The organism is Luteimonas sp. A534, assembly GCF_054072805.1.
Genome location: NZ_JBSVRR010000002.1, coordinates 191,150 through 213,378 on the forward strand (window position 1 = coordinate 191,150; position 22,229 = coordinate 213,378).

19 protein-coding genes are annotated in these 22,229 nt (G+C 70.1%); 3 read left to right on the forward strand and 16 right to left on the reverse strand.

Features of this window, described 5'->3' with window-relative positions; genetic code table 11:
- Nucleotides 1-11 precede the first annotated feature (11 nt).
- The 9 genes from napE to aspS all read right to left on the reverse strand — a co-directional run bounded on the left by napE (nucleotide 12) and on the right by aspS (nucleotide 8,637).
- Nucleotides 12-170 carry a periplasmic nitrate reductase, NapE protein gene (napE, locus tag ACW5F0_RS05565; protein ID WP_456965087.1) on the reverse strand — a complete coding sequence of 53 codons (159 nt, stop codon included), beginning with the start codon at nucleotides 168-170 and terminating at the stop codon, nucleotides 12-14.
- 98 nt (nucleotides 171-268) lie between these two features.
- Nucleotides 269-1,261 carry an LLM class flavin-dependent oxidoreductase gene (locus ACW5F0_RS05570; protein WP_456965086.1) on the reverse strand — a complete coding sequence of 331 codons (993 nt, stop codon included), beginning with the start codon at nucleotides 1,259-1,261 and terminating at the stop codon, nucleotides 269-271.
- Between the two features lie 108 nt (nucleotides 1,262-1,369).
- Nucleotides 1,370-3,346, reverse strand: coding sequence for a potassium transporter Kup (locus tag ACW5F0_RS05575; RefSeq protein WP_456965085.1), 1,977 nt, complete (start codon nucleotides 3,344-3,346; stop codon nucleotides 1,370-1,372).
- A gap of 22 nt (nucleotides 3,347-3,368) precedes the next feature.
- Nucleotides 3,369-3,959: a Holliday junction branch migration protein RuvA gene (gene ruvA, locus ACW5F0_RS05580; RefSeq protein ID WP_456965084.1), complete on the reverse strand. Its 591-nt coding sequence runs from the start codon at nucleotides 3,957-3,959 to the stop codon at nucleotides 3,369-3,371.
- A complete protein-coding gene (gene ruvC, locus ACW5F0_RS05585; RefSeq protein ID WP_456965083.1) occupies nucleotides 3,956-4,492 on the reverse strand; it encodes a crossover junction endodeoxyribonuclease RuvC in 537 nt (178 codons plus the stop codon). Before ruvC ends, ruvA begins: the two co-directional genes overlap by 4 nt.
- A gap of 10 nt (nucleotides 4,493-4,502) precedes the next feature.
- Nucleotides 4,503-5,234, reverse strand: coding sequence for a YebC/PmpR family DNA-binding transcriptional regulator (locus ACW5F0_RS05590; protein WP_456965082.1), 732 nt, complete (start codon nucleotides 5,232-5,234; stop codon nucleotides 4,503-4,505).
- Between the two features lie 211 nt (nucleotides 5,235-5,445).
- Nucleotides 5,446-6,024 (reverse strand): alpha/beta fold hydrolase, encoded by a 579-nt coding sequence (locus tag ACW5F0_RS05595; RefSeq protein ID WP_456999240.1) that lies wholly within the window; start codon nucleotides 6,022-6,024, stop codon nucleotides 5,446-5,448.
- A 70-nt stretch (nucleotides 6,025-6,094) separates the two neighbouring features.
- Entirely contained in the window at nucleotides 6,095-6,697 is a 603-nt protein-coding gene (locus ACW5F0_RS05600) for an N-acetyltransferase family protein (protein ID WP_456965080.1), read from the reverse strand.
- A gap of 179 nt (nucleotides 6,698-6,876) precedes the next feature.
- Nucleotides 6,877-8,637: an aspartate--tRNA ligase gene (aspS, locus tag ACW5F0_RS05605; protein ID WP_456965079.1), complete on the reverse strand. Its 1,761-nt coding sequence runs from the start codon at nucleotides 8,635-8,637 to the stop codon at nucleotides 6,877-6,879.
- A gap of 124 nt (nucleotides 8,638-8,761) precedes the next feature.
- On the opposite strand from aspS, the gene ACW5F0_RS05610 reads away from it, so the two are divergent.
- Nucleotides 8,762-10,012 (forward strand): MFS transporter, encoded by a 1,251-nt coding sequence (locus ACW5F0_RS05610; RefSeq protein ID WP_456999241.1) that lies wholly within the window; start codon nucleotides 8,762-8,764, stop codon nucleotides 10,010-10,012.
- A gap of 117 nt (nucleotides 10,013-10,129) precedes the next feature.
- On the opposite strand, the gene ACW5F0_RS05615 is transcribed toward ACW5F0_RS05610, so the two are convergent.
- The 7 genes from ACW5F0_RS05615 to ACW5F0_RS05645 all read right to left on the reverse strand — a co-directional run bounded on the left by ACW5F0_RS05615 (nucleotide 10,130) and on the right by ACW5F0_RS05645 (nucleotide 18,730).
- Entirely contained in the window at nucleotides 10,130-10,495 is a 366-nt protein-coding gene (locus tag ACW5F0_RS05615; RefSeq protein WP_456965077.1) for an FmdB family zinc ribbon protein, read from the reverse strand.
- A 60-nt stretch (nucleotides 10,496-10,555) separates the two neighbouring features.
- Nucleotides 10,556-12,262: a CHASE2 domain-containing protein gene (locus tag ACW5F0_RS05620; RefSeq protein WP_456999242.1), complete on the reverse strand. Its 1,707-nt coding sequence runs from the start codon at nucleotides 12,260-12,262 to the stop codon at nucleotides 10,556-10,558.
- Nucleotide 12,263: 1 nt separating this feature from the next.
- The gene (locus ACW5F0_RS05625; protein ID WP_456999244.1) at nucleotides 12,264-13,889 is read right to left on the reverse strand and encodes a FecR domain-containing protein; all 1,626 of its coding nucleotides are present in this window, start codon (nucleotides 13,887-13,889) and stop codon (nucleotides 12,264-12,266) included.
- A gap of 193 nt (nucleotides 13,890-14,082) precedes the next feature.
- Nucleotides 14,083-14,739 carry a hypothetical protein gene (locus ACW5F0_RS05630; RefSeq protein ID WP_456999245.1) on the reverse strand — a complete coding sequence of 219 codons (657 nt, stop codon included), beginning with the start codon at nucleotides 14,737-14,739 and terminating at the stop codon, nucleotides 14,083-14,085.
- 55 nt (nucleotides 14,740-14,794) lie between these two features.
- Nucleotides 14,795-15,247: a universal stress protein gene (locus tag ACW5F0_RS05635; protein WP_456965073.1), complete on the reverse strand. Its 453-nt coding sequence runs from the start codon at nucleotides 15,245-15,247 to the stop codon at nucleotides 14,795-14,797.
- Between the two features lie 64 nt (nucleotides 15,248-15,311).
- Nucleotides 15,312-16,760, reverse strand: coding sequence for a hypothetical protein (locus ACW5F0_RS05640; RefSeq protein ID WP_456965072.1), 1,449 nt, complete (start codon nucleotides 16,758-16,760; stop codon nucleotides 15,312-15,314).
- 68 nt (nucleotides 16,761-16,828) lie between these two features.
- On the reverse strand, nucleotides 16,829-18,730 hold the full coding sequence (locus ACW5F0_RS05645; RefSeq protein ID WP_456999246.1) for an ABC-F family ATP-binding cassette domain-containing protein: 1,902 nt from the start codon (nucleotides 18,728-18,730) through the stop codon (nucleotides 16,829-16,831).
- An 87-nt stretch (nucleotides 18,731-18,817) separates the two neighbouring features.
- Between ACW5F0_RS05645 and ACW5F0_RS05650 the strand changes: the two genes are divergently transcribed.
- Nucleotides 18,818-19,765 carry a 2OG-Fe(II) oxygenase gene (locus ACW5F0_RS05650; RefSeq protein ID WP_456999247.1) on the forward strand — a complete coding sequence of 316 codons (948 nt, stop codon included), beginning with the start codon at nucleotides 18,818-18,820 and terminating at the stop codon, nucleotides 19,763-19,765.
- Nucleotides 19,766-19,793: 28 nt separating this feature from the next.
- Complete coding sequence (locus ACW5F0_RS05655) at nucleotides 19,794-22,172, forward strand: TonB-dependent receptor plug domain-containing protein (protein WP_456965069.1); 2,379 nt, start codon at nucleotides 19,794-19,796, stop codon at nucleotides 22,170-22,172.
- Nucleotides 22,173-22,229 lie beyond the last annotated feature (57 nt).

A 22,229-nucleotide genomic window follows, 5' to 3' on the forward strand; every position in this document is an offset into this window, starting at 1 on the left:
GTTCCCCGGCCTCATGCGGTTGGCGGGCCGTTGAACATCTGCCAGATCCACACGCCAAACCCGTAGCCGCCGACGATCATCACCGACAGCAACGGGAACAGCACCACGGTGATGAACAGGAACAGGTACAGCTCCCGTCGCTTGCTCGACTCGCCTCGTTCCAAGGCCATGTCAACTCCCCTTCTGCAGGGCTGGCTTGCTTGTGCGTAGCGTAACGTGAGGGCGAGTCGAGGCCAAGCGCGAACGCGCCCGTCGATCGCTGCAGAAGTCAGTCCGCCTGTGCCGCGCAGGCGCGCGCCGCCATCGCGAACGAGGCCAGCCGCGCCTCGTGGTCGAAGATGTTGGCGGTGAGGATCAGCTCGTCGGGACGGTGGCGCGCGATGAAGTCCGCGATGCCGGCGCGCAGCGTCGCTTCGTCGCCGACCACCGAGCAGGCCAGGGCCGCGTCCACCGGCGCACGCTCCGCCGGAGTGCAATGGGCATCGATGTCGTCCACCGGCGGCGGCACCAGGCCGATGTCGCCGCGGCGCAGGCGCAGGAAGCTCTGTTGCATGGTCGTGAACAGGCGCCGCGCCTCGGCGTCGGTGCCCGCACCCACCACGTTGAGGGCAAGCATCGCGTAGGGCGCGGCAAGGCGTTCCGACGGCCGGAACTCGTGCCGGTACAGCGCCAGCGCCTGCTCCATCATCGCCGGCGCGAAATGCGAGGCGAAGGCGAAGGGCAGGCCCATCGCCGCCGCCAGGCGCGCGCTGAACTGGCTCGATCCCAGCAGCCACACCGGCACGTCCAGGCCCGGGCCCGGCACCGCCTGCACCTTCTGCCCGGGACGCACGGGGGCGAAATAGCCGAGCAGCTCGCCGACGTCGTGCGGGAACGCATCGGCACCGTCGTAATAGCGGCGCAGCGCGCGCACCGTGGCCTGGTCGGTGCCCGGCGCGCGGCCCAGGCCGAGGTCGATGCGGCCGGGATACAGCGATGCCAGCGTTCCGAACTGCTCGGCCACCTGCAGCGGCGCGTGGTTGGGCAGCATCACCCCGCCGGCGCCGACCCGGATCGTCGAGGTGCCGCCGGCGATGTGGCCGATCAGCACCGCGGTCGCCGCGCTGGCGATCCCGGGCATGTTGTGGTGCTCGGCCAGCCAGAAGCGCCGATAGCCCAGCTGCTCGGCATGGCGCGCCAGGTCGAGGCTGTTGGCGAAGGCCTGCGCCGGCGTATCGCCTTCGCAGACGGGGGCGAGATCGAGCAGGGAGTACGGAATCATGGGCGCTCTCGTGACGGTCGTTGCCAATGACATGGGGCCACGGCCACGGCTTGCCACCCCTTCGCAAGAGCCCGATGGCGAGATCTACAGCGCCGTGCTGCGCGCCTGCTAGATCTCCACCTGCGCCCCGAGTTCAACCAGGCGATTGCCCGGGATGCGGAAATAGGCGTTTGCGGGCGCCGCGTTGCGGTGCATGACCGCGAACAGCTTGTCGCGCCACACCGGCATGCCCACGTGGCGGCTCGCGACCACGGTCTCGCGGCTGACGAAATACGTGGTGTCCATCGGGTCGATGTCGAGTCCCTCGACGTCGCAGCCGCGCATCAGCGCGAGCGGCACGTCCGGGATTTCCATGAAGCCGAAGCGCACCGTCACCCGGTAGAAGCCGTCGCCGATGCCGTGCAGCTCCAGCCGCCGTTCGCGCGGGGCATAGGGCACCGACAGCGTTTCCGCGGTCAGGAACAGGTTGCGCTCGTGCAGCACCTTGTTGTGCTTGAGGTTGTGCATGAGCGCGTGTGGCACCACGCCCGGGTCGCTCGTCATGAAGATCGCGGTGCCCGGCACCCGTGCCGGCGGCGCCAGCAGCAGGCCCGAGATGAAGGTGTCCAGGCGCAGGCCGCCCGCCTGGACGCCTTCGCGCAGCAGCTCCTTTCCGCGCCGCCACGTCCGCAGCATCGTGAACAGCACGATGCCCAGCACCAGCGGGAACCATGCACCCTGCAGCACCTTCGCGCCGTTGGCGACCACGAACGCCAGGTCGATCAGCACGAAGCCAACGCAGCATGGCAGCACCCAGCGCCGCGCCTTCGGCCACAGCGCGCGGGCCACGATCGCGAGCAGCAGGGTGTCGATCAGCATCGTCATCGACACCGAGATGCCGTAGGCCGCCGCCAGCGAGGACGAGCTGCGGAAGCTCAGCACCAGCGCGATCACGATCACCGCCATCGACCAGTTGATGGCCGGAATGTAGATCTGGCCGATGGTCTCGCTGGAGGTGTGCTTGATGCGCATGCGCGGGATGTAGCCCAGCTGCATGGCCTGGCGCGCGACCGAGAAGCCGCCGGTGATCACCGCTTGCGATGCGATGACCGTGGCCGCGGTGGCCAGCACTACCATCGGCCAGCGTCCCCATTCGGGCACGCCGATGAAGAAGGGGTTGCGGATCGCGGCCGGGTCCTCGAGCACCAGCGCGCCCTGCCCCAGGTAGTTCAGCATCAGCGCCGGCAGCACGAACCAGTACCAGCCCAGCCGGATCGGCCGCGCGCCGAAGTGGCCCATGTCGGTGTAGATGGCTTCACCGCCGGTCACGGCCAGCACCACGGCGCCCAGGATGAACACCCCGCCCCAACTGTGCTCGACGAAGAAGCGCGCCGCCCAGAGCGGGTTGATCGCCTTCAGCACCTCGGGCTCGTGCAGGATGTTGAGCACGCCGAGCGCGGCGAGCGATACGAACCAGAGGATGGTGATCGGCCCGAACACGCGCCCGACCTTCTCGGTGCCGAAGCGCTGGGTCGCGAACAACACACCCAGCACCACCACGGTGATCGGAACGATCCAGTCGTCGAGCCCCGGCGCGACCACCTCCAGGCCCTCGACCGCGGACAGCACGGAGATCGCCGGCGTGATCACGCCGTCGCCGAAGAACAGCGAGGCACCGAAGACCCCGAGGATGCCGACCAGGTACACCGACTTCGAGCCCGGCTTCAGGCTGCGCTGGGCCAGGGCCATCAGCGCCATGATGCCGCCCTCGCCTTCGTTGTCGGCGCGCATGATGATGGTGACGTACTTGAAGGTCACCACCACCGTCAGCGCCCAGAAAATGAGCGACAGGATGCCGAGCACGGTGTCGTGGTTGGCGGTCAGGCCGTAGTGCGGGTTGAAGGCCTCGCGCAGCGTGTACAGCGGGCTGGTGCCGATGTCGCCGAAGACCACGCCGATCGCGCCGACCACCAGGCCGGCCAGGCCGATCCTGCCGTGGCCCGTGCCGGACTGTCCGCCACCGCCGCTGGGGTCGTGACCATGGCCATAGCTTCGGCCACGCCCGCCCTGCGATGCGTCTGCGTGCTTGGATCGACCTGCGGACATCGGTTTTCCGTACTGCGCCGTCTCAGCGAAGCGCGGACTGTAGCGCCTTTCGGATGATGGTTTCGGCGGCATCGCCCTCGGCGTGCGCCGTGCGCGCCATGCGCTGGGCCTCCGCCGGCTTGTAGCCGAGCTGCTGCAAGGCGACGGTCGCCTCCGACAGCGGATCGGCGGGCACGCCGGCGCTCGGCAGCGCCGTCGCGCCACCCATGATCGCTTCGGCGCGGTCACGCAGTTCGACCACGATGCGCTCGGCGGTCTTCTTGCCGATGCCGGGGATCCGTGTGAGCGCGGTGACGTCGCCGGCCTGCACCAGGCTGGCGAACTCCTGCACGCTGGCGCCCGACAGGATCGCCAGCGCGATCTTGGCGCCGATCCCGGTCACCCGCTGCACGTCGCGGAACAGGCGGCGCTCGGCCTCGCTCGCGAAGCCGTAGAGGGAGACCGAATCCTCCTTCTGCGCGTAGTGCGTGAACAGCGTGATTTCCCTGCCCAGCACCGGCAGCTCGTAGAAGGTGCTCATCGGCGCCTCCAGCTCGTAGCCGACGCCGTTGACGTCAAGCACGAGCCACGGCGGCGACTTGTGCGCGAGCAGGCCCCTCAGGCGACCGATCATCTGCGGCTCCAGGCCATTCTTGAATTGACACCCAGGCGCAGCGCGCTGGCGCGGACGTGGGCGTGGGTGATGGCGATCGCCAGGGCGTCGGCGGCGTCGGCCTGCAGCCGGCCCTTGAGTCCGAGCATGGCGCCGACCATGTGCTGCACCTGGGCCTTGTCCGCGCCGCCGCTGCCGACCAGCGCCAGCTTCACCTGGCGCGCGGCGTATTCGTGCACCGGCAGGTCGTGCATGACCACGGCGCAGATCGCCGCGCCGCGGGCCTGGCCGAGCTTGAGCGCGGAGTCGGCGTTCTTGGACATGAACACCTGTTCGATCGCGACCTCGTCCGGGCGGTGTTCGTCGAGCACCGCGCGCAGGCCGTCAAGCAGCCGGCGCAGGCGCTGCGGCAGGTCGCCGGGCATGGCCGCGGCTCCCGCAAGCAGGTCCAGCGGCGCGTGGTACACGTGCGTGGTGCGGCCCGTGGCGTCGACGTCGATGATGCCGACGCCGGTGCGCTGCGAGCCCGGGTCGATGCCGAGGATCCTGGTCACGTCGCCCAGCTTACGCGTAAGCGTCGTCGCCGAGCTCGGCGTTGGAGTAAACAGCCTGCACGTCGTCGATGTCTTCCAGCCAGGCCAGCAATTTCACCACCTGCTGCGCGGTCTCGCCGTCCACCGCCACGTCGTTGTCGGCGCGCATGGTGACCTCGGCGTGCTCGGCCGGTGCGCCGGCGGCGGCCATGGCGTCGCGCACGGCAGCGAAGTCCTCCGGTGTGGTCAGCACGTCGATCGCACCGTCATCGGGATAGACCACCACATCGTCGGCGCCGGCTTCGATCGCGGCGTTGGTCACTGCATCCTCGTCGGCACCGGCGCCGAAGCGCAGGATGCCCTGCTTGCGGAACATGAAGGCCACAGAGCCGTCGGTGCCGAGGTTGCCGCCGAACTTGCCGAAGGCGTGGCGCACGTCGGCCACGGTGCGGACCTTGTTGTCGGTCAGGCAGTCGACGATCACGGCGACGCCGCCGGGGGCATAGCCTTCGTAGCGGATCTCTTCGTAATCGATGCCTTCGAGTTCGCCGGTCGCTTTCTTGATGGCGCGTTCGATGACGTCCTTGGTCATGTTCGCGGAAAGTGCCTTGTCGATGCCGCTGCGCAGGCGGGGGTTGCCCCCGGGATCTCCACCGCCGGCGCGCGCGGCGACCGAGATCTCGCGGATCAGCTTGGTGAAGATCTTCCCGCGACGCGAATCTTCGGCGTTCTTGCGGGACTCGATGGAGGGACCCCTGCCCATGCCTGGCTACCTGAGTTGATTGCGACTGCCCGATTTTACCCGTTCGACAGGGCTGGACGCTGATGACGCCGTAGGCGCGCGGGGCGGCGGGCTGGTGGGTACTTCGTGGGCTGACCACGTGGTGGTCTTTATGCCCACTGCGTACCCACCAGCCCGCCTTGCTGCGCTTTCACGCAGGCCGCCGGGAAAAGCCAAAGCGAAACACGCTCCGTCAGCGTGGGAAGCGGCCGTGCTGGAGGAAGCCGATCGCCTGCCGGGCGGCGTCGGCGGAGACGAGCAGTCCGCTGTGCGATGCGTCGATCACGAGGTGGTCGGACAGCCAGGGGACGTGTGTTTCGTCGACCGATACGGTGCCGTCGTGCGGACCGGCGAAGCGAGCCACCAGGGCCCCGAGGCCGCGCGGGCGGTTGCCGGCGATCATGGCGACGTCGACGTGGCCTGGGGGCGTGGTGCAGCCCGCGCGCAGCAGGGCGGCGCTGCGGCCGAGGTAGAGGGCGAGCAGGGCGTGGCGCGACAGGGTATTTGCCACGGCGCTGCCGCACAGGGGCGTGCCGAGGCAGACCACGCGCGTGACCGGCAGCGTCGGCTCGGCGCGCAGGGCCTCCAGGGCCAGGAGGCCGCCGAGGCTGTGGCCGATGACGTGGGTCGGGGGACCGTCGCGTAGCCGGTCGCGCACCTGGCGCACCGCTGCGTCCGTGCTGCCGACGATGCTGCGGTAGCCGACGATGTCGGTGTCGTATCCGGCGGCCCGCAGCCGTGATGCGAAGCGGCGCATCGCGAGCGGCGGCATCCAGAGGCCGTGGACGAGGAGGGCCCGGTGGGCTGTCGGCAGCGCTGTTTTGCGCTCGGCCGGTGGTGGCTCAACGGGTGGCATCGGGGGTGGCGTCGGAGTCGGGATCGCGGCTGTAGCCGCTCCCACAGGCGGGAGGAACTGCGGCAGATGGCGTCGCAGCCGGGCGGCGGAGAATGAACTCGAGATCGCGGGCGCGGCCGACGGGGAAGATGTATTCGCCGACCGCTTCGAAGCCGCGGCGCGCGTAGAAGCGCTGGGCGCCGAAGTTCCCCGACCAGACGCCGATCCAGAGGGTGCGCGGGCCGTCGCGTTGCAGCCACGCGATGGCGGTGTCGAACATGCGGCCGCCCCAGCCGCCGGACTGGTGCGAGGCCAGCAGGTACAGGCGCTTGAGTTCGCCATCGCCCGCGACGACATCGGGATGCGGCAGGCCGCAGGGCCCGGCGGCGGCGTGGCCGACGGCTTCGCCGGCGGCCTCCAGCAGCCAGACGGCGTAGTCCGGGTGCGAGAGGATCACGCGCTGCCGGTCTTCGGCGTAGGCCTCGTCGAGGAAGGCCTGCAGGTCCTCGGGCGGGTAGAGATGGCCGAAGGTTTCCGTGAAGGTCTTCGCGGCCAGGCGCGACAGGACGCCGGCATCGGCGGGCGTCGCACGGCGGATGGTCGGAGTCATCGCGTCATGTCCTGCGGGGTACCTGCCTGTGGGAGCAGCTACAGCTGCGATCGGTGATGCGGGAGAAGCGGGCGGGCCATTGTAGGAGCGGCTACAGCCGCGATGTCGGGATGCGCCGCCAGCGCGATCGCGGCTGTAGCCGCTCCCACAGGTGGTGGTGACTGGCAGATGGTGGTGGACTAGACAGCCTTCGGGCGCACCGCGATATGCAGCTCCGCCAGCTGCGCGTCGTCGATCGGCGAGGGCGCGCCGGTCATCGGGCACTGGGCGGTGGTGGTCTTGGGGAAGGCGATGACGTCGCGGATGGATTCGGTGCCTGCCATCAGCGCCGCGATGCGGTCGATGCCAAACGCGATGCCGCCGTGCGGCGGGGCGCCGTAGCGAAGCGCGTCCAGCAGGAAGCCGAACTTGGCCTCCTGCTCTTCCGCCCCGATCCCGAGCAGCTCGAACACCGCCGACTGCATCGCCGGGCGGTGGATGCGGATGGAACCGCCGCCGATCTCGTTGCCGTTGAGCACCATGTCGTAGCCGCGGCTGGTGGCGGTGCGGGCATTGGCGCGCAGGTCGTCGACGTCGTCCACCGCGGGCGCGGTGAAGGGATGGTGCAGGGCCACGTAGCGCTGGGCTTCGTCGTCCCATTCGAACATCGGGAAGTCGGTGACCCAGAGCGGCTTCCAGCCGGCGTCAACCAGGTTGAAATCCTTGCCGGCCTTCAGGCGCACCGCGCCCATGAAGTCGCTGACCGTGTTGTAGGCGCCGGCACCGAAGAACACGATGTCGCCCTTGCCGGCGCCCACGTGCGCCAGCAGCGCGGCGAACGCCGCTTCGTCGAAGAACTTCGCCACCGGCGAGTTCACCGCGCCGTCCTCGCCGAGCTTGGCGTAGGCCAGGCCCTTGGCGCCGTACTTGGCGGCGTGCGCGGCGTATTCGTCGATCTGCTTGCGCGACAGCGCCGCGCCGCCGGGGATCCGCAGCGCGCACACGCGCATGCCGTCGACGCCGGCGACGTCGGTGAACACCTTGAACTCCGAGTCGCGCACCAGGGCGTCGACGTCCACCAGTTCCAGCGCGATGCGCAGGTCGGGCTTGTCGGAACCGTAGCGGCGCATGGCCGCGGCCCAGGTCATGCGCGGGAAGGCGCCGAGCTCGACGTCCATCACCTCGCCGAACACGTCGCGCATCATCTGCTCGACCGTGTCCTGCACGATCTTCTCGTCCACCCAGGCGAACTCGATGTCGAGCTGGGTGAACTCGAGCTGGCGATCGGCGCGCAGGGCCTCGTCGCGGAAGCAGCGCGCGACCTGGTAGTAGCGGTCGAAGCCGGCCACCATCAGGATCTGCTTGAACAGCTGCGGCGACTGCGGCAGCGCGTAGAACTCGCCGGCGTGCATGCGCGCGGGCACCAGGAAGTCGCGCGCGCCCTCGGGTGTGGCCTTGGTGAGGATCGGCGTCTCGATGTCCTGGAAGTCGCGCGCGTCCAGCCAGCGGCGCAGCGCGGCGACCAGCTTCGTGCGCGTGCGCATGCGGCGCTGCATCTCCGGGCTGCGCAGGTCCAGGTAGCGGTGCTTCAGGCGGATGTCCTCGCCCGGATTCTCGTGGTGGTGGAACGGCAGTGGCTCGGCCTTGTTCAGCACTTCAATCGCGGTCGCGACCACTTCCACCTGGCCGGTCGCGATCTTCGCGTTCACCGATTCACGGCGGCGCACGGTGCCGGTCACGCGCAGGCAGTCCTCGTAACCCACCTTCGCGGCGGTGGCGACCACGCCGGCATTGCCCTCCACGTCCGACGGCTCGGCCACCACCTGGACGATGCCGTGGTGGTCGCGCAGGTCGATGAAGCACAGGCCGCCGAGGTCGCGGGCGACGTCGGCCCAGCCGCAGAGGGTGACGGTCTGGCCGAGCAGGGACTCGTCGATCAGGCCGCAGAAGTGGGTGCGCATGGAAACTCCAGGAGAAGCCGCGCAGGGGCGCGGAAACCCCGCATTTTAGCGGGTCCGTCGCAGGGTTTAGAATGAGGGCATCGATACGCCGCACGCCCCACCCCCTTCCCCGCACCCCCGCAGCATGATCGCCACCGTCCGTCCGCTGGCCGCCCTGCTCGCGGGCGTGGCCCTGTTGCTGATGGGCAGCGGCCTGCTCGGCACGCTGCTGGCGGTGCGCGGGCGGATCGAGGGCTACGACGACCAGACGCTCGGCCTGGTGATGTCGGCCTATTTCGCGGGTTTCTTCTTCGGCACCTATGCCGCGCCCGGGCTGATCCAGCGCATCGGCCACATCCGCGCCTTCGCCTTTTACGCCGCCCTGTGCGCGGCCACCGTGCTCCTGCACCCGATCCTGGTCTCGCCCTGGGCCTGGGCGCTGCTGCGGCTGGGGACCGGCATCGCGCTGGTCGGCCTGTACACGGTGATCGAGAGCTGGCTCAACGTGCAGGCGCCGCCGGAGCAGCGCAGCCAGGTGTTCGCGGTCTACATGGCGGTGAGCCTGCTTGCGCTGGCGGCGGGCCAGTGGCTGATCGGGCTGTGGCCGGCGGCGGGCTTCGTGCTGTTCAACCTGGTCGCCATCCTGGTCTGCCTGGCGGCGCTGCCGGTGACCGCCAGCCGCATGGTGCAGCCCGAACTGCCTCCCATGCCCCGGCTGGAGCTGAAACAGCTGTTCCGCGTGGCCCCGGCCGCCGCCCTGGGCGCGCTGCTGGCGGGCATGGCAGTGGGCAGTTTCTGGGGACTGGGGGCGGTGTTCGCGAGCCGGCTCGGACTGGGCCTGGACGGCGTGGCGCTGCTGGTCAGCGCGACCATCCTGGGCGGCGCGGCGCTGCAGTGGCCCATCGGCCGGCTATCGGATGGCACCGACCGCCGCACGGCGCTGGTCGTGGTCTGCGTGCTGGCCACGGCCGTCGGCTTGGCCATGATGCTGCCCGTCGGCCAGTCCGGGCTGCCGCTCTATGCGCTGTGGTTCTGCTTCGGCGGCCTGGCGTTCGCGATCTATCCGATCTGCATGGCCCACCTGCTCGACCACCTGCCACCGGAGAAGACGCTGGCGGCGGGTAGCAGCCTGCTGCTGCTCAACGGCGTCGGATCGGCGTTCGGCCCGGCGCTGGCCGGCGTGGCCATGACGCGTTACGGCCCCGAGGCGCTGCCGGCCTTCTTCGCCGCGACGTTGTTCCTCGCCGCACTGGTGGCCGGCGGTCGCCGCCTGCTGCGCCCGCGTGACAACGACACGCCATCGGTCTTCCACCTGATGCTGCGCACCACGCCAACGGCGATCGAACTGCTGCCCGAGGTGGAGCCGTCGGAACCGGAAGAAGTGCAAGCCGTCTGATCGAAGCAACGCCCGGAACAGGGCCATGCGACGCCTCTCCCGCCTGCGCAGGAAAGTGTCCTCATGGCAGCCGGGGGCAGGCTTGCCGCAGGTCCTCCTCCGCCGCAGCGCTCCGACTCAGCCGGCGTCGGGCTTGGCCACCGCCGGCTTGGCATCCGATTTCCCGGCAGCAGGGGCCGCGGGCGTAGCCGGCGCAGCGGGACTGTCCGTCTTTGCCGGCGCACCGCCAGCGGCGCTGCCGCCGTCCGGCTTCCCGGCGCCTTCACCACCTTCGGCGAGGTTGCGCTTCTTGTCGCCGTCCTTCTTGAAGTCGGTCTCGTACCAGCCGCTGCCGGCCAGGCGGAATGCCGGCGCGGTCAGCTGGCGACCGATTCCTCCGCTCGCGCCGCAGGCCGGACAGGTGTCCGGATCCGGATCCGAGAGCTTCTGCAGACGGTCGAAATCATGCCCGCACGGGGCACAGCGGAACGCGTAGATCGGCATGGCGACGGTATCGATTCGTTGACGTTGAGATCGCGCAGTCTGGGGTCGCGGACGCGGAATTCAAGATGCGGGCTGCGCCGACTCCCCCTGCGGCGCCGCTGCCTGCGCCGCCGTCGCGCAGAGCGCCCGATTGCGCCCTTCGCGTTTTGCGGTGTACAGCGCAGCGTCCGCGCGCTCCACCAGATCGATATCCTGCAAGTGCAGCGCCGGGTCGAACGTTGCAATGCCGATGCTGACGGACACGATGGCGGCGGTGGGCGACTTGCCGTGCGGCACCTTCAGGCGGCGCACGTCTGCGACGATGCTGTTGGCGATGCCAAGCGCCGCCGCCGCCGTACTCTCGGGCAGCACCAGCGCGAGTTCGTCGCCGCCATACCGCGCCGCCATGTCACGCGGTCGCCGCGCCCAGCCGTCCAGCACCCCCGAGACACGACGCATCACCTGGTCCCCGGCCTGGTGGCCGTAGGAGTCGTTGAAGGTCTTGAAGTGGTCGACGTCGACCAGCAGCAGCGACAGGGGCCGGCCCGCACGCCGCGCCGCGCGCAGTTCGCGTTCCAGGGTGGCATCGAACATGTGCCGGTTGGCCAGCCGGGTCAGGCCGTCGGAACTGGCAAGGCGCTGCGAACGGAGGAACTGGTGGACCACGAGCGCCAGGTAGCCGGCAAGCAACACCGCGACCGTCGGCGCAGGCGCGAACCATACTTGCCCGAACTTCAACAGTGTGGTGCTGGCCGCGAACGTCGCCAAGATCGCCAGCAGCACCACCACCCACCCGCGCCGCACGCGTGCACGCTCGCGGTAGAGCAGCAGCGGCAGCAGCAGCACGCCGGCGCCCAGCAGCAGTTGCCATGGTCGCTGCAGCGCGGTCACGGCCGTGCCCTGTTCGAGCATGTTGAGGGCGTTGGCGTGGTATTCCAGGCCGGAGATGCGCTCACCGACCCCGACGCCGGGCACCAGCACGTCGCGGGCGATGCCGGTTGCCGAGACGCCCACCAGCACCCAGCGATCATGCAGCAGCGCTGGCAGGACCTCGCCGCGCAGCACGTCGATGTACGACACCTTCTGGAAGCCGCGCGTCGACACGAACGGGATCATGACGCGGTGATCGCGACTCCACTGGTAGGGCGACGGCGACGGCGCATCCGCGCCGGGGCGCAACCCGGGCAACTCCGCACGCGGCGTCACGCCGGCATGCAGCTCGTGCAGCGCAAGGGCCAGGGCCGGCCAGTGCGCGGAACCCAGTCCCGCGTACAGGGCCGCTTCGCGCACCACGCCATCGCTTCCGGCCGCCACCTCGACATGCCCCAGCGCCGCGGCCGCGTCGATCAGCGGGGGCAGCGGCATCTGTTCGATCAGCGGACCCTCGGGCCCGGAGGGCTCGGCCATCACCGGCAGGATCACCTTGCCGTTGCGACGGATGGCGCGCGCCAGCGCCGCATCACCCGACGGATCGCTGGCGTTGGCCTCGGCGAACATCAGGTCCAGGGCAATGCCGCGCACGCCTGCCGGCTCCAGCCGGTCGAGCAGCGCCGCATGCACGCCGCGCGGCCACGGCCACCGGCCGAGCGCGGACAGGCTCCTGTCATCCACGGTCACCAGCAGGATGCGATCATCCGCGGCCGGCGCGAACGCGGCCTGCAGTCGATCGTAGACCCACGCATCCGCGCGCCAGGTCATCGGCGTGAGAGTCAGCACGGCCACCGCCGCGGCCCCGGCAGCGCCGGCCAGGATCCGCATGTACACGCCCTGCAGCGACCAGCTGCGCATGCTAGAGCACGATCAACACGGCGGCGGCGATACCCAGCAGCACGCGGCACGCGCCGCAGCCCACCTTGAGCGCCTGGGTCGGACCCACCGGATGGGCATAGCCGTCGCTCTCCACGACCTGCACGCGCATGTGCCACGTCCCGGTGCCGATATCCGGCAGCGCGATGAGGTTTTCATCGACGAGGTGGTCCTCCGCGAGCGTGCTGAAGTCCGCCTTGCGCGACAGCTGAAAGCGATAACGTTGCCCCTCGCCCGCACTCTGCCAGCCGACCTGCAGGATCTTTCCATCGCGATCGGCCGTCGGCATGGGCGGGGCGTCGGCCGCTCGCACGGCGAACGGCACCGGGTCCCCAAACGGACCGGGACGGCCGGTCGCGTCCACGGCTCCGATCCGCCAGTAATACGTATCCGGCGCGAGTTCAACCGGCGTGCGCAGCTCCACGGCGGTCACCTCCTCACGATCGACCAGCAGATCGCTGAAGTCCGCGGTGCGCGCCACCTGTACGCGATAGCTCGCGGCCCCCTCGGATGCCGTCCAGCGCAGCCGCGGTCGCGGGCCCGCGACCTCGCTGTCGACGCCCGGACTCACCGTGAACGGCGGGCCGGGCTGGGCTGCGATCTGGAGCACGCGCACCGCATCCAGGCCTTCGAGTCCGCGCTCGTCGATGCCACGCACGCGCACATGCACGGTGCCTGCCGCCTGCACGTCCAAACGCGCGGCGGCAGCATCGACCCTCACGTCCTGCAGCAAGGTGCGGAAATCGTCGTGCGAACTGGCCTGCAGCCGGTAGCCGCGTGCACCGGGCAGCGGCGCCCACGCAAGCTTCGCCGGGATCCACTGCACGGTATCGGGCAGCCGCACCAGGTCCGGCGCGGGCAGCAGCGGGACGGGCGTGATCGGGCCCTGCCCCGCATCGCTATGCGTACCGAGCCCCGCGCCCACCTGCACCCGACGGCCGCCACCCTCGACATCCACGCGCCCGCGATAGACTTCGGATCGGCTGGCTTCACCGTCGCTCGCCACCCGGAAACCCGTGCCGCGCACGCTGGTCATCAGCCCGGGCGATTCCACGGAAAAGTGCGATCCCGGACCACGCCCCGGCTTGACGTCGTGGCTGGTCCTACCGCGCGGCAGACGCAAGCGCGTGTCGACCATGCCGGTGCGCCCCCACGCGCTCAGGCGGTCGAGGTGCAGTTCGCTGTCAGCCAGCAGTTGCAGGCGCGAACCATCCGCGAACTCCAGCGTGAGGCTCGCGTCGGACGCGGTGCGCAGCATCGTGCCGGCGCCCAGCAACTGGTCCACCGTGGCCGGCACGGCGGCGCCGGATGCCGCGTCCGCATACACCGAAATCGCCCCGGACACGGCCACCACCCGCGCCTTGGCCGGCTGCACGCGCAGCCACGCCAGCGGGAAGCGCATGACCGAGCCCGGTTCCAGGCGATAGGGGTCGTCCACTCCGTTGAAGGCCTGCAGCTGCTGCCACGGCACGTCGGGGCGCATGTGCATGCGCGCCAGGTCCCATACGTTGTCGCCGGGGCGGACACGGTAGCGCCATTCCTGCGCCGCCACGTCCAAGGACGCCAGCATCGCGAACAGCGCCAACAGCGCGGGAAGCAGCCGCTTCAACAGGGATGGTCGACGGCGGGGGGACACGGGCACGGCACGACGGGAACACGGGCGCGGCAGGGGTGCGACGCTGACGATCGGATTCAAAAGCACCATCCACCAAACCGCTGATGACGCTGATTGTAGGCGAGTGCCTTGGCACGCCCGTGAACGCCACGCGCGTGGCGCGTGGCGTCCGCCGGAGTTATCAAGGTCAGTCGGCAGAGCCCCAGGGCGCCGGCGGTTCGGCCACCGGCGTGGTCAGGTCGAATTCGACCTGGAACATCCGGCCGCCCGGACGCGACAGTTCATAAAGGAAGCGGCTGCCGGGCTCGATCTCCATCGCCCAGGTGTTGGTGGTCGAGACATCGGCACCGGTGCGGCCGAAGAGTTCGATCGACTCCGCGTCCACCGGGAATTCCTGGCGCACGGCCGTGCCCGCGGCCGCGGTCTCGCCGCCGTACATGGTCTGCACGTCGGGGCTGCCGTCTTCATGGCGGTGGTCGTGCTTCAGGCGAAGGCCGTCGTCGGTGCGGGTGAGCACCCAGGTGCGCGAGTGGTCGTCGCCGACGTGGAAGGGCACGCGCAGTCCGCTGGTCGGGTCGTCGCAGCCGCGCACGTGCATCACCAGGTCCTTGCCTTCGAAGGCGTCGGGTTCGGGCGATGCCGGTTCGTTGGCGACGATGCGCCCGGCGAAGGCCTGGCCGCAGTGGGTCGCGAGCGCGGCAAGGAAGGCGTCTGCCGGCGCCGTGTCGGGCACGGGCGCGTCGAGTGCCTCGGCCGGCGCGGCGGCGGCGGCGGCCGTGGTGGCCTGGTCGGTGGAAGGGGTGCAGGCGGCAAGGGCCACCAGCGCGGCGGAAAGCGCGGACATCCGGATCGTATTCATCCGGCCACCCTAACCGCCGCGTGCGCTGCCGGCAACGCCCTCAGGCGCCCTTGGGCATCCGGTAGACCAGCACCGGGATGGTCGAGTGCGTCAGCACCTTGAGCGTTTCGCTGCCCAGCACCAGCCCGCTGAGGCCGCGGCGGCCGTGCGAGGCCATCGCGATCAGGTCGCAGCCGGCGTCGTTGGCGGCATCGATGATCGCCTGGTAGGGGTGCTCGCTCTCGACCATGCGCGTCTGGCAGGGCACGCCCGCCGCCTTCGCGCGCTCCTCGGCCGCGGCCAACCGGCGCGTGCCCTCTTCCCGCGCAACCTTGGTGTATTCCTCATAGCCGCCGGCCAGCTGTTCGCCGGTCACGCCGTAGACGCGGATGGGCGCGGTCACGGTGAAAAACGTCACCGCCGCGCCGATTTCGCTGGCGAAGGCCAGGCCCTGGTCGATGGCCGCGAGGGAAAGGTCCGAACCGTCGGTCGGGATCAGGATCTGCTTGTACATGGCGTTTCTCCTGTCGTTGCAGCTCCACCATGCACCCGCGCGCGCAAGGACGCGTTGATGCAGGTCAATCCGGCAGGCCGCCGCGCACGAGCGTGGCGTGGCCGCTGGACGTGCCTGGATAGCCGACCACCACGGCCGCGGCCACGTAGGCCACCGCCTGGATCGTGCGATCGCCCGGGTCGATGATCCAGAACCGGGTGCTGGCGTCGCCGTAGTCCACCCGGATGGCCCCATGGGCGTCGTGTTCCCAGCCGAAGGCCATCGGCGCCTCGCCTACTGGATAGGCCACGCCGCTGCCGTCGCGTGCGAATACATGGTCGGCCTGGCCACACGGGTCGAGCGCAATCCCGCCGTGCGGCAGCGGAGACCCGCAGAACACCGGCAGCGAATGGCGGCCGAGGACGCGGCGCGGCGTGGTGAGCAGGCGCGTGCGCATCATGTCCGGGGCCGCCGACAGGCGGACACTGCGCAGCGCCACCGGTTTGAATTCGGGACATTCGGGTGAGCGCAACAGGCTGTCCGTGCCGAGCTGCCAGAGCGACGCATCGGCGCCACGCCAGTGGCGGCGGACATCCTGCTGCACGGTGTGGACGACAAACATGGTGTCGTGGCCGAGCGAGGCGCAGTGCCGATAGCCCGCGAACTGCGCCACGGGCGATGCGGGCACCAGTTCCAGCACGCCTGTCGCGCTGATGCCGCCCAGGTAGGGCGGACCGTCGAACTGCTGGTCGTGGAGCCGGAAGCCTCCGGCTTCGCGTTCGATCACGAGCCCGGGCCCGGTGATCGGCGTGCCCGGCGCGGCAAGCGGGCCGGCGAAGATGACGACGTCGCCCACGTCGCCCGCACCCAGGGGCGTGAACGGCAACGGGTCGAGGACGAGCTGCGGATCCGACACCAGGCCGGGATCGGCCTGGATCGCCATGTTGAACGCCGCGGGATCCTCGACCAGGGCCAGGCCGTCCGGGAATCCCTTGGGCAGCCGCGTCGGCTCGAGGGCCAGGCGTTCGATCGCGGCACTGGCCTGCACGATGTCGCCGGGCGACGCGGCCTGCACCGCATCCGCCAGCGCCACGTCCGATCGCGGCGGCAGCCCGTCCGGGCCGGATGCCACGACGGCCATGGCCGTGCCCAGCGGCGACACCCGGAGGCCATCCTCATCGTCCACCGTCAGCCGGCCGCCGGCGCCGGCGCGACGCGCCAGGCGCTGCTGGCCGCCGACCAGCGAGCGCAGCCGGAGCCCGGGCGCGGTGAACTCCAGACTGACCATGCCGGCGTGGCCGTCGCGCGGCATCGCGATTTCGAAGATGCCGGTGCCCACGGGTATCGATGCGTGCGGCTTGCCGTCCAGGCGGAGTTCAAGCACGCCGCTGTGCTCGCCGCCGACATGGATTTCGCCGACCAGCAGCAGCGGACCGTTCGCTGGAGGTCGGAACCGCGCCTCGACTGGCGAGGCTGCGGTCACGAACAGCGCTGCAAGCAGCGCGACGGCGATCCAGGCGACCGGTCGTGTCATGTCCAGCTCCGGCAGGCGACGCTCCGGACTATAGCCCTGCGCCGCAGCGGCAGCACCGTGATCCTGCGCTACGACGCCTCGTACAGGGCGAGCAGCGCGATTTCCGCCTCGGCCAGCTCCAGCACCAGCGCGGCACGGCGCTGCGCGGCATCGCTCGCGCGCGCGGCAGCGTCGGGGCCGTCGTGGAACGCCGGGTCGGCGAGATTGGCATCGATGTCGGCGATCCCGGATTCCAGCGTCGCGACCTGCGCTTCGGCCTGCGCCAGCTTGTGGGGATTGACCTTCGATCGCGCGGCCTTGGGCGGTGGGGGTGGCGGTGGCGGCGGCTCGACGGCCACCAGCCGCGCCTCGGGCGCCGCGCCGGCGGACTTCGCGTCCTGCGGCCGCGAGCGCAGCCACGCCGCGTAATCGTCGAGGTCGCCATCGAAGGGCCGGACCACGCCTTCGGACACCCGCCAGTAGGTGTCGCTCACCAGGCCGATGAGGTGGCGGTCATGCGAGACCAGCACGATCGCGCCGGGGAAGTCGGAGAGCGCCTCGGCCAGCGCCTCGCGCATTTCGAGGTCGAGGTGGTTGGTGGGTTCGTCGAGCAGCAGCACGTTGGGCTGGCGCCAGGCGATCAGCGCCAGCGCCAGGCGCGCGCGCTCGCCGCCGGAGAAACCGTCGATGGACTCGAAGGCACGGTCGCCGGGGAAGCTCCACTTGCCCATGAAGTTGCGGAAGTCCTGGGTGGACCCTTCGGGCGAGATCTCGCGCAGGTGGTCGATGGGCGACGTGCCTGCCACCAGCGCCTCCACCGTGTGCTGGGCGAAGTAGCCGATGCGCAGGTCCGGATGGGCGTAGCGCTCGCCGGTCAGCAGCGGCAGGTCGCCCACGAGCGACTTCACCAGCGTCGACTTGCCGGCGCCGTTGGGACCGAGGAGGCCGATGCGGTCGCCAGCCTCGAGGCCGAAGTTCGCGTCGCGGAGGATCACTGTGGGAGCAGCTGCGGGAGCGGCGCCGGGATAGCCGCAATCGGCGTGGTTCAACCGCAGCAGCGCATGCGGCAGCCGGACCGGCGCCGGGAAATCGATCCGCACCTCGCGCTCCGCCCGCACCGCCTCGGTGTCGGCCATCTTCGCCAGCCGCTTGACCCGCGACTGCGCCTGCGCGGCCTTGGCGGCGCTGGCTTTGAAGCGGTCGATGAAGCTCTGCAGGTGGGCGCGCTCGGCCTGCACCTTCTCGTGGGTGATCTGCTGCTGGCGCAGCTGTTCGGCGCGCTGGCGCTCGAAGGACGTGTAGTTGCCGATGTAGAGCTTCGCCTTGCCGCCGTGCAGGTGCAGTGTGTGGGTGTTGACGTTGTCCAGGAACTCGCGGTCGTGCGAGATCAGCAGCAGGGTGCCCTGGTACTTCAGCAGCCACTGCTCCAGCCACAGCACGGCGTCGAGGTCGAGGTGGTTGGTGGGTTCGTCGAGCAGCAGCACGTCGGACGGCGTCATCAGCGCGCGCGCCAGGTTCAGGCGCACGCGCCAGCCGCCGGAGAAGCTCGATACCGGCCGCTGCTGCGCCTCGCCCGGGAAACCCAGGCCGTGCAGCAGCTTGCCCGCGCGCGCGGCGCCGTCGTAGCCGCCGACTTCCTCCAGCTTCTGGTGCGCCTCGGCCACCGCCTCCCAGTCCTCGGCGGCGAAGGCATTCGCCTCGGCCTGCAGCGCCGCGTGCACGGCGACGTCCCCGGCCAGCACGAAATCGATCGCGGGGTCGGGCAGCGAGGGCATTTCCTGGGCGATCGAGGCGATGCGCATGCGCGTGGGCAGGTCGAGGTCGCCGCGGTCGGCTTCGACTTCTCCGCGCACGGCGGCGAACAGCGAGGACTTGCCGGTGCCGTTGCGGCCGACCACGCCGACGCGCCAGCCCGCATGGAGTGAAAGGTCGACGTCGGACAGGAGCAGGCGTTCGCCACGCCGCAGGGCGAAATTTCGGAAAGAGATCATCCGCACAGTTTACCGGGCTGCACGGCCGGGCCCACGTGGGGTAACGTCGGAATCGCGCCGGTCGGGGCGCGACGCGGGGAGGATCGGATGGCGATGCAGGTCAGCGTCCAGGTCGCAGCCTGGCTCCATTCGCAGGTGGTCGCGGGCGCGCGGGTCGACCAGGTGCTGCCGGCGATGGCGCGGCAGGGCTTCACCGAGATCCAGGTGCGCCAGCTCTACAACGCCGTGCTCACCGATCCCGACGGCTTCAAAGCCGGGTTTTCGCGCGCCGCCGCCGGCCAGCCCCCGGTGGCGCATGCGCTGCCGACCGGGCTGGTGCAGGCACCCGTCGCGCCGGCCGCAGGCGCCAGGGGAGACGTGAAGGCGCCGCCGTTCCTGCCCATGGCCGCGATCCCGGCCGATATCGGCCACGCCATCGCCTGCGACCACGGCGACGTCCGGATCGCGTTCCGCTCGGCGCGCCCGCACGTGGTCCTGTTCGAGAACGTGCTCACCCACGCTGAATGCGACGCGCTGATTGCCGAGGCCCAGCCGCGGCTGAAGCGGGCCGGCGTGGTCGACTCCAAGCGCGGCGGGTCGGAGATCGACCAGCGCCGCACCAGCGAGCTGGCGTCGGTCAAGCGCGGAGAATCGCCGCTGGTGTCGCGCATTGACGCCCGCATCGCGCGGATCACCGGCGTGCCGACCGAGCGCGGCGAGCCCCTCCAGATCATGCGCTACGGCGTCGGCGCCGAGTACCAGGCGCACTTCGACTACTTCCACATCGACCAACCCGGGCAGGCGGTGCTGCTCAACAACGGCGGGCAGCGGGTGTCCAGCCTGGTGATCTACCTCGCCGACGTCGAGGCCGGCGGCGAGACCACCTTCCCCGACAGCGGCCTGTCGATCTCGCCGCACAAGGGCAGCGCCGTCTATTTCGCCTACACCGATGCGCAGTCGCGCACCGACCCGATGTCATTCCACGCAGGTGCCCCGGTCATCCGCGGCGAGAAATGGATCGCGACGCGCTGGATGCGCGAGCGCGTGTTCGCCTGACTCTTTCCCTCCAAGCAAGGATCCGCCGATGAGACTGTCTCCGCTTGCCCTCGCCCTGTCCGCAGCGCTCGTCCCCGCCCTCGCCGCCCAGGCGCAGGAGCCACGCCGCGACGCCACCAGCCTCGACAACATCATCGTCACCGGCACGCGCGTGGCCGACCGCACCGTGGCGGAATCGCAGTCGCCGATCGACATCATCAGCAGCGAAGCGCTGCAGGCCACCGGCACCACCGAGCTTGCCACCGCGCTGGCGCGCGCGCTGCCCTCGCTCAACTTCCCGCGCCCGGCCCTGACCGACGGCACCAGCGCCATCCGCCCCGCGCAGCTGCGCGGCCTGTCACCCGACCAGGTGCTGGTGCTGGTCAACGGCAAGCGCCGCCATGCCTCCTCGCTGCTCAACCTCAACGGCACCATCGGCCGCGGCTCGGCGCCGGTGGACCTCAACACCATCCCGATCTCCGCCATCGAACGCGTGGAAGTGCTGCGCGACGGCGCGTCCGCGCAGTACGGCTCCGACGCCATTGCCGGCGTGGTCAACGTGGTGCTCAAGGGCGCGTCCGAAGGCGGCAGCTTGTCGGTGAGCCACGGCCAGTACTCGGCGGGCGATGGCGCCCAGACCCAGCTCGCCGGCGACACCGGCCTGGGCCTGGCCGACGGCCGCGGCTTCGTGCACCTGTCGGCGCAGCTCAACCAGCAGGACCGCACCAACCGCGCGCGGCCCTTCGCGGGTACTCCGGGACCGACCCAGCCGGAGCTTGGCCAGAAGGCCTTCGTCATCGGCGACCCGGAAGTCGACGCCGCCGCGGCCTCGTTCAACGCCGGCTTCGACATCAGCAACACGCTGGCGCTGTACGCCTTCGGCTCGATCAGCAACCGCGACATCACCTCGTTCGCGTTCTTCCGCGCGCCGGGCAACCCCTCGCAGAACATCCCGTCCATCTACCCGGACGGCTTCCTGCCCGAGATCAACAACGTCTCGCGCGACCGCGCCATCGTCGCCGGCCTCAAGGGCGCGTTCGGGGAGGCCTGGAGCTGGGACCTCAGCTTCAACCACGGTTACAACAACCTCGAGTTCTTCACCCGCAACACCCTCAACGCCAGCATCGGCGCGAGCTCGCCGACCTCGTTCTACGACGGCGCGCTGGAGACCACCCAGAACATCGCCAACTTCGACGTGAGCCGGCAGCTCGACTTCGGCCTGGCCTACCCGGCGACGCTGGCGATGGGCGTCGAGTTCCGCAACGAGAAGTGGAACCAGTCACCGGGCGAATACGGCTCCTATGCGCAGCCCGACCTCAGCCGCCCCGGCGGCGCGCAGGGCTTCGGCGGATTTGCGCCGGAAGTCTCGGGCGCGTACTCGCGCGACAGCCACGCGGTCTATGCCGGGCTCGAGGCCGACTTCACGGAGAAGTTCTCCGGCGGCATCGCCGGGCGCTACGAGGATTACGACGATTTCGGCAGCCAGGCGTCCGGCAAGCTCTCCGCACGCTACGCGTTCACCGACGCGGTCGCCCTGCGTGGCACGGTGGCCAGCGGCTTCCGCGCGCCGTCGCTGGCGCAGCAGTACTTCCAGACGGTCAGCACCATCTTCCTGGCCGGCATCGCGGACCCGTTCGAGATCCGCACCTTCCCCGCCTCCAGCGCCGTGGCGCAGGCCTTCGGTGCCGATCCGCTGCAGCCCGAGGAGTCGCTGTCGTACAGCCTGGGCCTGGTACTGCAGCCGGTGGACGCGCTCTACGTCACCATCGATGCGTACCACATCGAAGTCGACGACCGCATCGCGCTCTCGTCCAACCTGACCGGCAGCGACGTGCGCGCGCTGCTCGAATCGCAGGGCATCTTCGGCGTCAACGGCGGTCGCTACTTCACCAATGCCATCGATACCCGCACCCAGGGCATCGACGTGGTGGCGAGCTACCGCATGGATCTCGGTAACGGCAGCCTCAACCTCACTGGCGGCTACAACTACACGGACACCGAGATCACGCGCATCGCGCCCAACCCCGAGGAGCTGGAGCAGGCCGGCCTGAACCTCGAGCGCATCGACCGCACCGAGATCGGTCGGATCGAGGACGGCTTCCCCAACACCAAGCTGCTGCTGTCGGGCACCTGGTCTCTGGACGCTTGGGACTTCACCCTGGCCACCACCCGCTACGGCAGCGTCACCACCCGTCCCGCCAACGCTGCCAACGACCAGACCTACGACGCCAAGTGGCTGCTCGATGCCTCGGCGGCCTACAGGCGGGACAACTGGACCTTCACCCTGGGCGCGGACAACCTGCTCAACGAGTATCCCGACGAGAACACGTTCCCGAACTCCACCAACGGCCAGTTCCCGTACAGCAACCTGTCGCCCTTCGGCTTCAACGGCGCCTTCGTGTACGGAAAGATCGGCTACAGCTGGTAGCCATCGAAGGGCACATGGACGGGCCCTTTTTCCTGTGGGAGCGGCTACAGCCGCGAT

Coding starts and splice junctions, on each gene's coding strand:
- napE (WP_456965087.1), bottom strand. CDS start 170: ATGGCCTTGGAACGAGGCGAGTCGAGCAAGCGACGGGAGCTGTACCTG.
- ACW5F0_RS05570 (WP_456965086.1), bottom strand. CDS start 1,261: ATGATTCCGTACTCCCTGCTCGATCTCGCCCCCGTCTGCGAAGGCGAT.
- ACW5F0_RS05575 (WP_456965085.1), bottom strand. CDS start 3,346: ATGTCCGCAGGTCGATCCAAGCACGCAGACGCATCGCAGGGCGGGCGT.
- ruvA (WP_456965084.1), bottom strand. CDS start 3,959: ATGATCGGTCGCCTGAGGGGCCTGCTCGCGCACAAGTCGCCGCCGTGG.
- ACW5F0_RS05590 (WP_456965082.1), bottom strand. CDS start 5,234: ATGGGCAGGGGTCCCTCCATCGAGTCCCGCAAGAACGCCGAAGATTCG.
- ACW5F0_RS05595 (WP_456999240.1), bottom strand. CDS start 6,024: ATGCCGCCGCTCGCGATGCGCCGCTTCGCATCACGGCTGCGGGCCGCC.
- ACW5F0_RS05600 (WP_456965080.1), bottom strand. CDS start 6,697: ATGACTCCGACCATCCGCCGTGCGACGCCCGCCGATGCCGGCGTCCTG.
- aspS (WP_456965079.1), bottom strand. CDS start 8,637: ATGCGCACCCACTTCTGCGGCCTGATCGACGAGTCCCTGCTCGGCCAG.
- ACW5F0_RS05610 (WP_456999241.1), top strand. CDS start 8,762: ATGATCGCCACCGTCCGTCCGCTGGCCGCCCTGCTCGCGGGCGTGGCC.
- ACW5F0_RS05615 (WP_456965077.1), bottom strand. CDS start 10,495: ATGCCGATCTACGCGTTCCGCTGTGCCCCGTGCGGGCATGATTTCGAC.
- ACW5F0_RS05620 (WP_456999242.1), bottom strand. CDS start 12,262: ATGCGCAGCTGGTCGCTGCAGGGCGTGTACATGCGGATCCTGGCCGGC.
- ACW5F0_RS05630 (WP_456999245.1), bottom strand. CDS start 14,739: ATGTCCGCGCTTTCCGCCGCGCTGGTGGCCCTTGCCGCCTGCACCCCT.
- ACW5F0_RS05635 (WP_456965073.1), bottom strand. CDS start 15,247: ATGTACAAGCAGATCCTGATCCCGACCGACGGTTCGGACCTTTCCCTC.
- ACW5F0_RS05640 (WP_456965072.1), bottom strand. CDS start 16,760: ATGACACGACCGGTCGCCTGGATCGCCGTCGCGCTGCTTGCAGCGCTG.
- ACW5F0_RS05645 (WP_456999246.1), bottom strand. CDS start 18,730: ATGATCTCTTTCCGAAATTTCGCCCTGCGGCGTGGCGAACGCCTGCTC.
- ACW5F0_RS05650 (WP_456999247.1), top strand. CDS start 18,818: ATGGCGATGCAGGTCAGCGTCCAGGTCGCAGCCTGGCTCCATTCGCAG.
- ACW5F0_RS05655 (WP_456965069.1), top strand. CDS start 19,794: ATGAGACTGTCTCCGCTTGCCCTCGCCCTGTCCGCAGCGCTCGTCCCC.